At 72.0% G+C, this 14,397-nt stretch carries 14 protein-coding genes; 13 read left to right on the top strand and 1 reads right to left on the bottom strand.

All coding sequences use genetic code 11. The features are described from left to right. The first annotated feature begins 156 nt into the window (after window positions 1-156). The 10 genes from FXF52_RS33365 to FXF52_RS33315 all read left to right on the top strand — a co-directional run bounded on the left by FXF52_RS33365 (window position 157) and on the right by FXF52_RS33315 (window position 9,218). A complete protein-coding gene (locus FXF52_RS33365) occupies window positions 157-1,107 on the top strand; it encodes a replication-relaxation family protein (RefSeq protein WP_148803138.1) in 951 nt (316 codons plus the stop codon). A 502-nt stretch (window positions 1,108-1,609) separates the two neighbouring features. Further along, window positions 1,610-2,440: a hypothetical protein gene (locus tag FXF52_RS33360; RefSeq protein ID WP_187413870.1), complete on the top strand. Its 831-nt coding sequence runs from the start codon at window positions 1,610-1,612 to the stop codon at window positions 2,438-2,440. A gap of 455 nt (window positions 2,441-2,895) precedes the next feature. Beyond that, complete coding sequence (locus tag FXF52_RS33355; protein WP_255472607.1) at window positions 2,896-3,708, top strand: MarR family transcriptional regulator; 813 nt, start codon at window positions 2,896-2,898, stop codon at window positions 3,706-3,708. A gap of 95 nt (window positions 3,709-3,803) precedes the next feature. Beyond that, window positions 3,804-4,439 carry a GGDEF domain-containing protein gene (locus FXF52_RS33350; protein ID WP_148803134.1) on the top strand — a complete coding sequence of 212 codons (636 nt, stop codon included), beginning with the start codon at window positions 3,804-3,806 and terminating at the stop codon, window positions 4,437-4,439. 81 nt (window positions 4,440-4,520) lie between these two features. Continuing rightward, complete coding sequence (locus FXF52_RS43485) at window positions 4,521-5,363, top strand: hypothetical protein (protein WP_255472606.1); 843 nt, start codon at window positions 4,521-4,523, stop codon at window positions 5,361-5,363. Window positions 5,364-5,389: 26 nt separating this feature from the next. Continuing rightward, complete coding sequence (locus FXF52_RS33335; protein ID WP_148803132.1) at window positions 5,390-5,887, top strand: hypothetical protein; 498 nt, start codon at window positions 5,390-5,392, stop codon at window positions 5,885-5,887. Next, window positions 5,884-6,993 (top strand): C40 family peptidase, encoded by a 1,110-nt coding sequence (locus FXF52_RS33330; RefSeq protein WP_255472604.1) that lies wholly within the window; start codon window positions 5,884-5,886, stop codon window positions 6,991-6,993. The genes FXF52_RS33335 and FXF52_RS33330 overlap by 4 nt, the downstream gene beginning before the upstream one ends. Window positions 6,994-7,098: 105 nt before the next feature. Then, window positions 7,099-7,551 carry a hypothetical protein gene (locus FXF52_RS33325; RefSeq protein WP_148803130.1) on the top strand — a complete coding sequence of 151 codons (453 nt, stop codon included), beginning with the start codon at window positions 7,099-7,101 and terminating at the stop codon, window positions 7,549-7,551. Between the two features lie 112 nt (window positions 7,552-7,663). Beyond that, the gene (locus FXF52_RS42045; RefSeq protein WP_187413869.1) at window positions 7,664-7,942 is read left to right on the top strand and encodes a hypothetical protein; all 279 of its coding nucleotides are present in this window, start codon (window positions 7,664-7,666) and stop codon (window positions 7,940-7,942) included. 145 nt (window positions 7,943-8,087) lie between these two features. After that, complete coding sequence (locus tag FXF52_RS33315; RefSeq protein WP_148803125.1) at window positions 8,088-9,218, top strand: DUF4314 domain-containing protein; 1,131 nt, start codon at window positions 8,088-8,090, stop codon at window positions 9,216-9,218. Between the two features lie 15 nt (window positions 9,219-9,233). Here FXF52_RS33315 and FXF52_RS33310 read toward each other — a convergent pair whose 3' ends face one another. Continuing rightward, on the bottom strand, window positions 9,234-10,259 hold the full coding sequence (locus FXF52_RS33310; protein ID WP_148803123.1) for a hypothetical protein: 1,026 nt from the start codon (window positions 10,257-10,259) through the stop codon (window positions 9,234-9,236). 175 nt (window positions 10,260-10,434) lie between these two features. Between FXF52_RS33310 and FXF52_RS33305 the strand changes: the two genes are divergently transcribed. From FXF52_RS33305 to FXF52_RS33295, 3 genes are all read left to right on the top strand, one after another. After that, a complete protein-coding gene (locus tag FXF52_RS33305; RefSeq protein WP_148803121.1) occupies window positions 10,435-10,737 on the top strand; it encodes a hypothetical protein in 303 nt (100 codons plus the stop codon). Window positions 10,738-10,988: 251 nt separating this feature from the next. Further along, complete coding sequence (locus FXF52_RS33300) at window positions 10,989-12,107, top strand: AAA family ATPase (protein WP_148803119.1); 1,119 nt, start codon at window positions 10,989-10,991, stop codon at window positions 12,105-12,107. A gap of 24 nt (window positions 12,108-12,131) precedes the next feature. After that, a complete protein-coding gene (locus FXF52_RS33295; RefSeq protein ID WP_148803117.1) occupies window positions 12,132-13,727 on the top strand; it encodes a VWA domain-containing protein in 1,596 nt (531 codons plus the stop codon). Window positions 13,728-14,397: the final 670 nt, after the last annotated feature.

Below are 14,397 nucleotides of genomic sequence, written 5' to 3'. Positions count from 1 at the left end.
CACCACCGCTGCGCACACCACCACTGACAGACCCACCCGAACACGTCTGTCAGTGCTGCACAGCAGCCGTGACCAGGCGTCACCACGGCCACCGCGGATTCCAGACACCCCTCCAACGGAGGGGTGTCTCCGTCTTCCCCTGAAGGGATCCCGCACATGTCCAGCGAATCCTCCAACTCGCACTCCGACTCCTCCGAACCGAATCCGCCGACCTCGCCCAACTCATCCCCGTCACCGTCGTCTCGTCGCCCCTCACGGCAGGAGCGCCTGGAACACCTGCGGCGGCTGACCCTGCGCGACCGCATGCTGCTCGGCTGGCTCGCCGAGCACTACCTGCTGTCCACCGACCAGATCGCCAAGGCCCTGTTCCCGTCACGCCGGGCGGCCCTGGTACGTCTCGCGGCGCTGCGATCCGTAGAGGCGGTCACCCGGTTCGTGGACATCACCACCGGCACCAGCCAGTACCTCTACGCGCTCGGCCCGCTCGGCGCCGTGCTGCACCCCACCGCCTACACCGACCCCGACCAGCCCACGGCCCGTCCGCCGCGTTCCAGCATCGAGCGCACCGAACGCATCGTCGGCAGCCGCAAGCTGCGCCACCTGCTCGGCGTCAACCAGCTCTTCGTCGACCTGCACGCCTACACCCGCACCGACCCGAACGCGCGCCTGCTGCGCTGGTGGTCCGAGCAGCACGCCACCGCCGCCTACGCCGCCGCCGACATCCGCCCCGACGCCCACGGCGTCTGGTCCGTCGGCGACCGCACCGTCGGGTTCTTCCTCGAACACGACAACAACACCGAAAACCTGGGCCGGGTGCTGCGCAAGCTGCGCGCCTACGAACGTCTCACCGAGTTCGGCCCCCGCTACCCCGTCCTGCTACGTGTGCGCAGCCGTCGACGCGAGGCGAACCTGCTGCGCGCCCTGGCCGGCGTGCCCACCGCCATGCCGGTCGCTACCGGCGTCCACGACGAGCATCCCGCCGGCCCGGCCTGGACCCTGACCACCGACCCGGGGCTGCGCCGCTGGCTGCACGAGCTGCCCAGCGATCACGGGCCCGACAACCCCGCCACCAACCCGCACCGCTACGTCCACCCCGACGACGACTGACACCAACCCGCCCCACACCACGGGCGGTCTAACAGGGCAGGTCACCGCCCAGACATCGAGAAAACCCGGGCGGTGATCCCGCCGCCCCGGGGACATCTGTCAGGCGAGCGACTCCGCTGTCAGATCCGGCCGGTCTGACAGGCCACACGCCTCCATCACCGCTGCAGCCACCTGCACCGCCTAACAGTGCAAGTCAACGCCCTGATCGGCGGCAACCGAGGCGAAAACCGCTGACAGACCGAACCCCTATCGTTTCGGCAACACCACACGTCACCTATCGCTCCACCCGGTTCGGTCCCACCTCAGGGATCCCTCGCCGCACCCCGCGGTACGCGACGCCCACCCGCTCCAGCCGGTCGGCACGCGCCCGCGCGGCGACCCCTTCGAGGTCGCACCCACCACCCGCACCACCTCTTCCCCTTCCGCTCTGACCCGACCCATGCACCCGGTGGGCCGGTCAGTCCCGCGCGCCCAGCGCACCCCACCTGAAGGAGAACCGCGTATGTCCACTCTCAACGGCACCCCGCTGACCCGTCACGGCAGCCGTGTGCCCACCCTCCCGGCGAAGCCGGCCCCCACCCGGACCGCCACCACCGTCCGGCAGCCGAAGACGGCCGCCACGGTCACCCCGCCCGTCGTGGCCAGCCCGCAGGCAGTCGTCCGCACCATGATCGTCTGTGTCTCCGAGGAACTGGCCCAGGCGCTGAGCGCCACCCGGCAACTCGAACGCCACCTCAACATCTCGGGCACCAGCTGCCCCCGGTACTGGACCTGCACGGCTCTGCGCCCCTGGCAGCGGCGGCAGCTCATCGACCTCCGGAAGGCCAAGACCGGACCGTGCTACTGCGCGGGCGGACCCATCCGCCTGCTCGACCTGGCCGGCATGCGCCACGGCGCCTACCTCGGCGCCAGCGTGCGCCACCAGCAGTGGGCCCACGTCGTCGCCGGCACGAAGGCGGCCACCCCGTGGCCGGTCTTCCTGCAGAAGCACCTGTCCGACCCGTCGGGATACCCGATGGACACCGCGACCGCCGAGTTCCACCGGCAGCCGCGCGTGCAGGCCATGCGCATGCACAACGCCGCGACACACGGCCCGGGGCAGCTCGACCTGGGCGACCTGGAGATGTTCCAGGCCGGCACCGCCGCCTACGCCAACTACCACGCCCTGTGGGCGCTGTGCACCGACGCCTTCCTCACCGAGACCGGCGACCGGATGCAACCGGCCAGCGCGTTCTTCGCCGACCGGATCACCTACCTCCAGCAGGCGGCCCACTACCTGGACTCGCTCGACGAGGACCAGCGGCTGTTCGCCATCGACCTGCACCACCAGTGACCGCAGACCCGCCGGGCCAGCCACACCACCCCTCGCACCCGAAAGGGACCGGTGCTGCCCGACCGGTTTCCTCACGGCACGCCACGCCGCCTCGCGCGGCGGATCGACTGCGGGCTTTCCGTACCGCCCGGCCATCGGCGACCTTGTGCCGCCGGGCTGGTTGCGCCCGAGCCTCCGGCAGCCGGGCCCGGCTCGAAGCCCGCCCCGGGCGGCAAACCGCAGTCGCCGGGCGGCCCCAGGCCGGGGCATCCGATCCGAGCCCGGCCGGCAACAGGCCGCCCTTTCCCTCTTCCACCACCCATCTCTCGCTCCCGGAAAACCGCTCCAAGCCCAGCGGCGCACCGCACCCGCCGTACCGGATCTCCAGCTGTGTCCCGAGGTCCGGTCATCGCACTTGATCAGCGCCGCGATCGAAGCGTGGATCAGTGCTGACCTCACACGAAAGGACGATGCCCATGACCGACACACCAGAGCCCGTGCCGGCCCACGCGATGTTCAAGGTCCTCGCCGCGCTCGCGGAACTCGGCGAAGCGACGGCCGCCGCCGTGGCCGACAAGGCCGGGCTCGGCTACTCCACCGCCACCGCGAAGCTGCGCGCCTGGGAACAGACCGGGCAGACCGAACGCATCCACACCGAGAACAAGCGCGCCGTGTGGCGGCTGACCGAAGCCGGCCGCGCCACCGTCGGCACGGACCAGGCCACGTCGCCGGCACACGACAGCCCGCCCGACATGCTGCCCGACGAACCCGCACAGCCCGCCGCCGAGGACGACCCTGTCGAGGTCACCGGCACCGCAGAGTCCCCCGAGGAGCCGCCCGCGCCGGAGCCCGCGAATCCCGCTCACCCGGAGCCCTCGACCTCCGCCAGCGACACGACCGCCCCGGACGCACCCACACCGCCCGACGGTGAGGAAGAACCCGTTGCGGAGACCGACGGCGACAGCCAGCGGTCTGCTTCCACGCCCGAGGGCACCGGCCCGGACACCGCCGCCGCCTCCGATGACCCAGCCATCGGAGGCAGTCGCCGGGCGAAGGGCTCCCTGCGAGGGGCGGTGCTGGACATCCTCGAAGCCCACCCCGACCGGGCCTACAGGACCAGCGAGCTGTGCAAGCTCATCGACGCCGCGAACGAAGGCAGCGGCGCGAAGAAGGCCAGCGCGGGCGCGGTCGCCAACGCGGTGGTCAAGCTCGTCGCCGCAGGCAAGGCCGTGCAGACCGTGGAAAAGCCGGCCACCTTCCAGCTCGCCCCCACCACCGGCAGCCGATAGCCGCCGGCCACCTGTCAGGCAGCCCGAGGGCGGGCGTCGAAGTTGGCGCCTCACGCCCGCCCCCGGTGCTCCTTCTGAGACAAGGAGCGTTCCCAGTGTCTTCCATCCTGCACACGATCGCCATCGCCGTCGGCGGGATCCTCGCCGGTCTCGCCCTCGCCGCCGCACTGCTCTGGCGGCAGCAGCAAGCCCTGCGCGCGGCCCGCTACCAGGCCACCCACGACGAGATCACCGGCCTGCCCAACCGGCGGCTGTTCCTCACCCGCCTGCGCGCCGCCCTGGAGAACAACGCACCGGTCGGGGTGGTGCTGCTGGACCTCAACCGGTTCAAGACCGTCAACGACACCCTCGGCCACGAGGTCGGCAACGACCTGCTCCACCAGGTCGGCCGCCGCCTTACCAGCCTCGGCGGCCCCGTGCGGGTCGCGGCCCGGCTCTCCGGCGACGAGTTCGCCCTGCTGGTCACCGGCGACCGCGAAGACACCGCCGCCGCGGCCGACGCCGCCTGGCAGGCGATCGCCGCCGACTCGATCCGCGTCGTCAACGGCGACCTGCAGGTGACCGCCTCGGTCGGCTACACCCACACCCACCACCCGAACACCAGCACCCGCCAACTGCTCACCCAGGCCGACCGCGCCATGTACGAGGCGAAACGCGTCGACGGCGGCGTACGCGAGTACCTGTCCCAGCTCACACCAGCCGTGCGCAGCCGCAGCCGTCACGACGGCTGACCCCGCACCCCGCATGTCACAGGCCCCGCAGCCACCCGGCTGCGGGGCCTTTCGCCTGTCCACCCTGTAAGGGAGAACCTGGTGCTGTCCTCCAACACTGTCCGCACGCTCACCGATTGCCTCATCGCAGCAGACGCCGACGCCGAGCAGATGGGCTGGGGTCAGCCCCCGACGCTGCTGCTCGTCCACGACTGGCTCCTGACCGACAGTCCGAAGCGACGGCGCAAGATGCGCAGCCTCGAGTTCCCGCTGCACCCCGACGACCTGCTCGCCGACCCGGCCGGTCTGCCCGCGCTGCTGCACCGCCTCGCCGCCGGGCTGACTAACCCCATCGAAAGCACCCCGTACCAGGCCACCCTCGACACGATCATCCGCCGGATCCGCGCGACCACGCCGGACGCGCGGCTCGTGGCCTGGGCCGCCTGCTACGACGACATCCACACCAGCGGCGGGCAGCCACGGCAGGCCCGCCGCGTCGACGCCGTTGACGCCGACGGGCGCGTCTACCAGCTCACCCACCTGCGCGGCGAGGACCACCCACTCGTGCTCGTCGACGACGCCCCCGACCCGGGCGACATCCCCGCCACCTACCCCGGTCTGGTCGCGCTGTTGGCCGCCACCGTCCGCCACGTCGAGACCAGGACCGCCGGGGGCGCGCCACGACCGCAGCGGTCCGGCCTCCGCATCGAGCCCGAGGAACCGATCTTCGGCGTGTGTGGGCCCGACGGCGCATCCATCCGCTGCCGGATCTGCGGCGCCGTCGACGAGATCGACTCCGACGAGATGCCCTCCATGGCCGGCTACGGCGAAGACACCTACACCAAGTGCACCCGCTGCGGATCCGTCGAGACCACCGACCCGATCTTCGGCTGGCGCGCCGAGCCCGCCATCTGGCCGCCCACACCCGAGCCCGACCAGCCGTGACGTCGTCCGCTGAAGGAGTTTGTTTCGTGAGCACCCACTGCTACATCGGCGCCACCCGGCCCGACAACCCGCACCTGGTGCACGCCCGGTTCGTGCTCTTCGACGGCCACCCCGCCGTCGTGGTACCCACCCTGGCCACGATTTGGGCCGGCCACGCCCATCACGACACGATCGCGTTGATCACCGCGATCCTCGCCCACGACTGGGAGTACCTCGACCCGGACACCATCGCCACCACGCTGTCCCCGTTCGCCGGGCAGCGTCCGGTGCCGGGCGTCGGCATGACCCTCGCTTCCGAGGTGGACCCGCCGGAGCCGGTCACGGTGTTCCCGCTGTGCCACGCCGGGCACCTCGACGCGGAGTGGATCTACCTCATCGGGCCGGACACCGACACCATCGCCGTGCACACCAGCGACGGCACCCGCCTCGCCACCTACCCACTGGTCAACTGCCTGCACCCTGCCGGCACCGACCGGGCCGAGCGGCCCTGCAGGTCGCGGGCAGCGGCTGGAGCGTTGCGGTGAGAGCGCGCGCCCTCGCCGTGATCGCCGCCGGGGTGATCGCCGTGCTGGTGCTGTGCGCCGGCGCCGCCGGTGCCCTGTTCACCGGCGGCGGCACCGCATCGACCGCCTGCTACGGCGCGGCCGGTCCGGGCGGTCAGCCGCCGCTGCCCACCCTCACCATCTCCCCACCCGCCCGCCCCGGCGCGGGTGGGTGGGACAACGAGCAGACGACCAACGCCGCCGTGATCGTCGCCGTCGGCGCGGAGCTGAAGGTTCCGCCGCGAGGCTGGGTGATCGCCCTGGCCACCGCCATGCAGGAATCCACCCTGCGGAACCTGCCCGGCGGAGACCGCGACTCCATCGGCCTGTTCCAGCAACGCCCCTCGCAAGGCTGGGGCACCCCTGCCCGACTGCGGGATCCCCGCTACGCGGCCGGGAAGTTCTACGCCGCGCTGCTGGCCGTTGACGGGTGGCAGGCCATGGCGCTGACCGACGTCGCCCAGTCGGTGCAGCGCTCCGCCTTCCCCGGCGCCTACGCCAAGTGGGAGGACGACGCGATCGCCCTGGTCCGCGTTCTCACCGGCGGCACCCCCGCCGGACCCGTCGCCGCCGATCTGGAGCAGGCGATGAGCAACCCGCTGTGCCTGTTCGACGCCGGCGACGGCCAACCCGGCGGCGAGCAGGTTCCCCTGCCGGACGGGTTCGCCCTCCCGCCGGGAACCCCGTTGCCGGTGGCGACCGCGATCGGCTGGGCTCTGACCCAGCTCGGCACCCCCTACACCTTCGGCGGGGACTGCACCGCACCCCACTCCGGGATTCCCGCCCGCCAGTGCGACTGCTCATCGCTCATGCAGCAGGCGTACCGGGCCGCCGGCATCCCCCTGCCCCGTACCACCAGCGAACAGGTCCACGCCGGCACCCCGGTCGCCGACTACCGCGACCTGCGGCCCGGGGACCTGCTGTTCATCCCCGGCAGCCGCGGCAGCACCGCCCGCCCCGGCCACGTCGGCATGTACCTCGGCCAAGGACTCATCGTCCAAGCCCCCCACAGCGGCGACGTCGTCAAGATCAGCCGCCTGTCCGCGTGGGCCAGCCAGCTCGCGGCCGTCCGCCGGATCACCAGTTGACCGGGGCTCCCGCCGTCGGTGTTCGAAAAGGCAATCGCCAGAGCCCGAGCCCACCCCTCGGCCTGCTAGCCGGGGGCAGTGCCCTTCAGAGACAGGAGGAACACGATGGATCCCACTCGCAGCATGCTGCTCGCCCTCGCCAGGCACGCCGAGGAAGCCAGGCTGCGCTGGAACGCCGAACGCGCCGCCGTGCGGGCTCGCGGCGAAACGCCTGCCCACAGCGAGACGTACGCCTACTACGTCCAGGCCAACCTGTGCCTGATCGCCGCGACCAGCGCGGCGAACCTTCCGGCGGACTTCCGCATCTACGACATCACGCTGTCCCGCGACCCGGTCGCGGCGGCCGAGCAGCTGCGGCAGGCCGTTGTCGCCTACGACCACAGCGGTCCGATCGAGGCCGCGCACGAGGCAGCGCGCCTGGCCTACAAGGCGGCCTTCGCCGAACCCGTCACCGCACAGGAACAGCAGTACGTCGACCTGCTCGCCGGCCTTCCCGCCCCACGACGCGACAAAGTCGTCGAACTGGCCGAGGAACGCGCCCACAACGCCGAGGCATGAAGCCCGCAAGCCCGGCGAACCACCAGCCTCATCAGCCGCCCGCAGGGCCACGACCCCTCGTGGCGCGACTCCTGCCGGACGGCTTCGACCGCACACCCCGTGAAGGGATCCCGTGAGCGTCTACACCTTGACACCCAAACCCGGCTTCGAGCGCTACACCATCCAGGTCGGCTGGAATCCGCACCGCACCTTCTTCGCTGCCGTCGTCGACTTCGCCTGGGATCCGGTCACCGACCCCGACAACGAACCCGACACGGTTCGGATCGGCCTGGTCGGGGCGGTGCTCGACCCCGCCGAGGTGCTCCTGGCCGTCGCGCCCTACGCCCACATTCCGGCTGACCTGGCCGCCGCACTGCGCGCGGACCAGGCCGCGCACCCCGTGCGCCGCTAACACGAACAACAGCGGCCGCCGTTCGCGCCGCGACGCCAAGGGCCCGCATCGCCCACGCAGATCGCACCTTCCCGCACGATCCTGCCCGCCGACACGGCCCGCCCGCGGATACACCCTGCAAGCCACTCGAGAACGGACATGACCTATGACCAGCTCAAACAACACGAGGCCGGCGCAGCCGGAGCGCGCCGGCCGGGATCCCCGCTCGGCTGCCGACACCTACCAGGTAGGGAATCGGGTCGCGCTTGAGCACACCAGCGATCCGCACACGCGGCTGCGGCCGGGTGACGAGGGCACCGTGCGCCGCTACGACGCCGATCAGCGGGTCCTGGATGTGGAATGGGACAGCGGTTCCCGGCTGTCGATGCTGCTCGGCGAGGGTGACCGTGTCCGCCGGCTACGCCAGGCCGGCTGGCAGCGGGTGCTTGACGCTCTGCGCGAGGCGGGGGCGGAAGCCGGCCGCAACGCCGCCGAGTGGTGGGCGCAGGACACCATCGGCGGGCGGGCCCGCGGCGACGTGGCGGCGACCGCGCGGGAGGTTCTCACCGAGATCGAGGCCGCCACCGGGCGCGATATCGATGGGCTGCCCGTCTCCGATCGGGACGACGTCGCCTCCGGTCGCGCCCGCTACGCCGAGCACGCCCCGCCCGGCGCCCCCGAGTGGGAGGACCTGACGGGCGCGCAGCGTGACCAGGCGCGGTGGGCGTGGTGCGACGGGTTCGACGGAACGGTCGAAGTCGGGGCGGCCCGGCAGTGCCGGATCGTGCTGCATCCCGATGGTGACGACCGGGACCTGCGCCACGTGTACCCGGAGCGGGTGCGCCTAGGCGGGCCGGGCGTGTTCGCGGGGGACTGGGCGTGGGCGCCGAACGGCGCCGGGGAGATGAGGATCCCGGTCGGGTTCGTCGGCACCCTGGTGGACACGTGGAATGGGTGGGCGGTGTTCATCTGCACGAGGGAGGTCGCCGAGGCGATCGTCGCCGACCAGCAGACTGCGCGTGACCGCTACCGGCTACAGCTCGCCGCAGAGGGTGTCACCGGGGAGCGGCTGGACCGGATAGTCGACGAGTCGATGGGGCGGCTGTGGTTCGACGGCGACGTCATCGTCGCCGACGAAACCCGCGTGCACGACGACCCGGACGCAATCGAACGGATCACGCCTGATGCGGACGGCCGGTACGTCGTGATGGGCCGCGCCTGGACCTGGCTGCCAGTGCACCCCTATGACTGCGACCGCATCGCCGGTCACATCCCCGATCCGCCGTCGGCTGCCTGAGCCGGTTGGCCCGCCTCACTGCTTCGCGACGTCATCAAGGGACAGCCGGTACCAGTGGTCGGCGGTGATCACGTGCAGAACCTCACCGCGGCCGATCACCGTCACATGAGCCGGAAGCGGGCCTCCACCAGGCAGCACAAGCCGGTACTCACCAACGACGCGCATCGCCTGCCCCGCCAGCTCCCCCACGGCAAACCGGTCGCGATCCGGCCCGTACCCACCGAGCAGCCCCACCCGGGTACCGCTGACCACCAATGCCCTCGCCCCGTCGACCTGGTTACGCCAACCAGTGACCGAGTCATCACGGATCTGCACGATCGGGAAGTCGGTGTAGTAGCAGGTCCAGATTGCATCGTCGGTGACGTTGAGGGCGTTGCAGTCGTCGATCGCATCCCAGTCGTTGTCCACGTGGGACGGGAAACGCCACGCTGGCTCCAGCTGCGGTGAGAAACGAACCAGCCCGCTGTTGCCCATCGGCGGGGCGGAGTTGACGTCACCCCAGCCGTAGTTTCCGTAGACGCCCTCATCGAAGTACCCCACCCACACCTCCCCGGAGGCGGTGGTGAAGACGTGTTCGATGCCGTCACCGAGCGTCGCCCTGGCCTCGATCCGTCCGTCGCCGTCGTAGACCTCGGCGTTGTGGTCCGGGCCCTCGGCCCGCCACCGGCATCGAGCCCCGACAACCAGTACCCGCCCCTGCGGCAAGGGCTGGACCGACGGATGGGCCAGCGTCAACCCGGCCAACGGCATGACACCAGCAGTGTTCCCCACCTGCCGGCTCACCCTGGCGGCCACGGGTCGAGCGGCCGTCGGGTCAGGAAACGTCGCCCAGCCCGGTTGAGTGGTGACCGACCGCAGCGCCGCCTCGCCTTCTCCGGTCGACCACAACGCTACGAGGTCACCGGCGGGTCCGATCGACGCCGACACGAGCACGTCACCACGGTCAGGCCGTACGAGCGGCACGCCCTCGTCGAGTTCCCACTTCGGCAGCGCGCGGACGGTCTGCTTTCCCTTCCGCCGGCGGCCCTTCCACCCCTTCACCCCGATACCTGATCACCACAACCCATCTCTACGCCGGCGGATTCGATCCGCTGCCTGCGCCTGACCGATCAGCGGCAGGACGGACGCCAAAGACGCGGCCGCTGCCACGGCAGCCGCTGCCGCCCGCCTGACGGGCGGCGTCGAAGCGACACAATCCCCTACCAGGAGCATCAGCATGTCCAATGACTGTGCCGACGAGTTCGGCGAGTACGCCCACGAGGAAATCCTGCAAGCCCTCGTCCTGAGTCTGCTCACCAGCGGCGACCTGGACCAGCTCTGCGACGACGCCGACCTGCCCCATCTCGTCGGCCACGATGGCGTCCCGGTGACCATCACGTCCGCCCGCGTCTACCGCGACGCCGGGGTGCTGACCCTCGACCGCGGTGTGTGGCTGGAGCTGTCCGACGGCAGCGTGTTCGGCCTGACCATCGGCGTTTCCCGCCGCCCACACGGCGAGGTCACCCTCCGCCGCCCATAGCCCTCGGCACCGCATCGACTTGATCGATCCGGGGCTGGCTGCGTTCCTTGTCGTCGCCTGGTGGCGGCGGCACCCGACCGGGCAGCCCCTGTTGCGGGCTGCCTCTGCTTGATGTGAGCACCTCACGGAGGTTGCCGGGCCGACCCCTGCCACAGGGCGGACCCGTCACCGCCGTCTCCGCCGCGCGGAACCGTACCAGCCGCCCGCGCACCCGGAGACGGGTGCGCGGGCCCCATGACAGGAGGACCCGCATGGACCCTGCAACCCCACCCACCAGCCCGGCCGCAGATGCCGCCGGTGACGGTCGTCGGCCTGGCTACCTGTACCGGCAGGTGGCCGCTCACCTGGCCGCCCATCCCGATCAGGTCTTCAAGGTCGGGGAGCTGACCACGGCGATCACCGCCCGCTCCACCGGCGCGGTGTTCGAAGCCCTGAAGAAGATGGCGGCCGCCGGTTACGCCACCCACCAGACCGGCCCGCACCGGTTCCAGATCACCCAGGCCGGGATCGACGCGGCCGGGGCGATGCCACCGCCCGCCCCGCGCACACCCCGCAGTGGCCGCGGGGCAGGTCGGCGGCAACCCGTCGCGCGCCCCAACGGTGACCTGTACTTCCCGCGCAAGCTCGCGGGCGCCACCGATGTGGACGTGCTGCGCCGGCTGCGCGAGAAGCGCATCCCCGTGCTGCTCTACGGGCCGCCCGGAACCGGCAAGACCGCCCTCGTCGAGGCCGCCTTCCCGGACCTGCTCACCGTCGCCGGGACGGGGGACACGGTGGTGGAGGACTTCCTCGGCAACTTCATCCCCCTCCCCGATGGCGGGTTCGAGTTCGTCTATGGGCCCCTCGTCACCGCCATGCGGGAAGGCAGGGCGTTGCTGGTCGACGACGCCACCCTCATCCCACCGAAAGTCCTCGCCGTGCTCTACCCGGCCATGGACGGCCGCCGGGTCATCAGCATCCCCGGCTACCGCAACGAACGCGTCGAAGCCGTCGACGGGTTTTACGTCATCGCCGGCCACAACCCCGGCGTGCACGGCGCGATCCTCACCGAAGCGCTCGCGTCACGGTTTGACGTGCACGTGGAGGTCACTACCGACTGGGACCTCGCCCGCCATCTCGGCGTCCCCAACCCCGCGGTCCAAGCCGCCATCGCGCTGAACGCCGACCTCGCCGCCGGGCGCGTCGGCTGGGCGCCGCAGCTGCGGGAGCTGCTCGGCTTCGCCCGCGTCCGCAAAACCCTCGGCCTACCCGCCGCGGTGGCCAACCTGGCCGGCCGCGCCCCCGACGAGGACCGCGAACACGTCCTCGCCGCCCTCAGGCAGCAGTTCGGCGCAGAGATCAGCCCGCTGACCCTCGGCACACAACGCTGACCCCTCACCAGGAAGGAAACCCTCATGGCTCATCCCGGCACCCACCGGCAAGCCGGCACCACCACGGCCGTCGGCGATCCGGACTGGCAGGCCTGGTGCGACGCCTGGACCCGCCACATCCCGCTGCTGACCGGCCGCACCGATCTGTCCGTGCTGGTCGCGCCCGGCGCGGGCGGCGGCGCCCCGGCCTGCTTCTACCCCGACGCCCGCCGTATCGAGGTCGACGCCACCCACATCGGCTCACCCGACATCGCCAACCCCCGCCGCCCCGGCCACAAACGCCTGGTCCCGGCTGCCTACGGGCTGCTCGTGCACGAAGCCGCCCACGCCACCCACAGCCAATGGAGGACACCGGCGGTCACCCCGCCGGTCGTCGCCGCCGTCGCCGACCTCCTCGAGGAGTCCCGCGCCGAGAACCGGCAACGCGGCAGACGACGCGGCGACCGCCGGTGGCTGCGCCACACCGTCACCACGCTCCTCGACCCCGGCGACGCGCCCGTCGACGACCCGTGGCACGCCGCCCACCTCGCCGGTCTCCTCCTCGCGCGGGTCGACGCCCGCATCATCACCGCCAAAGACATCAAGGGTGTGCGGGCCGCGGTCACCGCCGTTCTCGGGCGTAAGAAGCTGCGGCAGCTGCGGGACGTATGGCGGCAGGCCCACACCACCGGCGATACCGACGCGGAGCAGATGGTCGACCTGGCGTGGCGGTGGTGCCGCATCCTCGACATCGACCCTCACCGGCAACCCGAACCACCCCAACCGGATCCGGGACAGTTCGCCGGCCAGCTCGCCCAGGCCCTCGCTGACTACCTCGCCCACGCCACCGGCCTCACCCCCGCCGAATACACCGCCCGGCAGATCACCTCTCGGCACGGGACGCCCGCGACCTGGACCCGCCGCGACCCCACGGACAGCGAACGCGCCGCCGCCCGCACCCTCGCCGCCCGACTGCGGCGGGCCCGCACCCACCAGCCCGAACCCGACACCAGGCCAAGCCCGATACCGCCCGGACGGCTCCGCACCCGCCACGCCATCACCGCCCAGGCGCAAGCCGCCGCCGGCACCATGCCCACCGCCACCCCGTGGCAGCGGCGCGCCACCCTGCCGCCGCCGAAGCCGACCCTGCACCTGGCCGTGTTGGTCGACACCTCCGCATCCATGCGCGCCTACGCGGCGCCGATGTCCGCCGCCGGGTGGATCCTCGCCCACGCTGCCCGCACCAACCAGGCCACCACCACCATGATCGGCTTCGGCAGCCGTGCCACCCTGCTCGTGCCACCCCGCCAGCACCCTGCCCACGTCCTGCAGATGCGGACGGCCGGAGGAACCAGCGCGTTCACCGACGCGGTGAAGCTCGCCGACCAGCTGCTGCACCTGCGCCAACCCGGCAGGGTGCGGATGCTCGCCGTCGTCTCCGACGGCGACCTACCCGACACCACACCCGCCCAACGCCTCATCACCACCCTGCACCAGGCCGGTTGCGCGGTGCTGTGGCTGCGCCCCGCCGACCTGCCCGGGCACACCTTCACCCACACCACCACCCTGCTGGTGGCCGACCCGGTGCAGGCCGTCGACGCCATCGCCGACGCCGCCGTCACCGCCCTCGAACACGCCTAACAGCGCCGCTCCCAGCCGCCGCCGGCGTTCCTGATCACGCCGCTCGCGGCCCGCCGCTGATCCCACTCCGTCCGCAGCGGGCGTAACCAACCGCTGCCGGTCCCACCAATCTCGCAGCACACGGCCGTTGCCCGGCCGCCCGCGCACCTGTCGCGCACCCCCGGGCACGGCCATACAGCCGTGCCCGGGTTTCCCACCTGACCTCCCGAAAGGGGGAAACCTGATGACACCGCCACCGCGCACCCGCACCACCGCGCATCCCGCCACCGGCCCCGCCCGCCCCAGTGCCGGTCGGCAGCCGCGGACCGCCGTGGTCGGCGGATCCCTCACCGGCCCACCGGGGCCCTGCACGGCAGGCAACGCCGCCACCTACCGGCCGCGGTCGCCGCCGTCCACCGCAACCCCGTCATCGGCACCCCGCCTCGGCCTCGGCAACCTCCCCGCTCATCGCAGCTGACCGGCCCCCTGACCTGACCGAACTGCCGGCGGCGGCCGCGCGCCGTGACCTGCCGGCTTCACCACCGCGAGCTCCGCACGCCCACCCCGGCGGCTGCGGAGCCCTCTTCTGCAAAGGAGTTCTCCCACCATGACGCACGACCATCCGGCCCGGCTGCCGCTGGCCTCGATCAACGACCTGCTCGCCGCCGTGCCCTACCTGCTCGGCTTCCAC

Origin of the sequence: Micromonospora sp. MP36 (assembly GCF_008119785.1) — a bacterium.
Lineage (GTDB): Bacteria > Actinomycetota > Actinomycetes > Mycobacteriales > Micromonosporaceae > Micromonospora.
The sequence above is the reverse complement of the archived record's forward strand: the minus strand, read 5'-3'. Positions and strand labels throughout refer to the sequence as shown.

Excerpts from the sequence above, each read along its gene's own strand:
- FXF52_RS33300 (WP_148803119.1), top strand. The coding sequence starts at position 10,989 with ATGGACCCTGCAACCCCACCCACCAGCCCGGCCGCAGATGCCGCCGGT.
- FXF52_RS33305 (WP_148803121.1), top strand. The coding sequence starts at position 10,435 with ATGTCCAATGACTGTGCCGACGAGTTCGGCGAGTACGCCCACGAGGAA.
- FXF52_RS33365 (WP_148803138.1), top strand. The coding sequence starts at position 157 with ATGTCCAGCGAATCCTCCAACTCGCACTCCGACTCCTCCGAACCGAAT.
- FXF52_RS33315 (WP_148803125.1), top strand. The coding sequence starts at position 8,088 with ATGACCAGCTCAAACAACACGAGGCCGGCGCAGCCGGAGCGCGCCGGC.
- FXF52_RS33360 (WP_187413870.1), top strand. The coding sequence starts at position 1,610 with ATGTCCACTCTCAACGGCACCCCGCTGACCCGTCACGGCAGCCGTGTG.
- FXF52_RS33355 (WP_255472607.1), top strand. The coding sequence starts at position 2,896 with ATGACCGACACACCAGAGCCCGTGCCGGCCCACGCGATGTTCAAGGTC.
- FXF52_RS33325 (WP_148803130.1), top strand. The coding sequence starts at position 7,099 with ATGGATCCCACTCGCAGCATGCTGCTCGCCCTCGCCAGGCACGCCGAG.
- FXF52_RS33295 (WP_148803117.1), top strand. The coding sequence starts at position 12,132 with ATGGCTCATCCCGGCACCCACCGGCAAGCCGGCACCACCACGGCCGTC.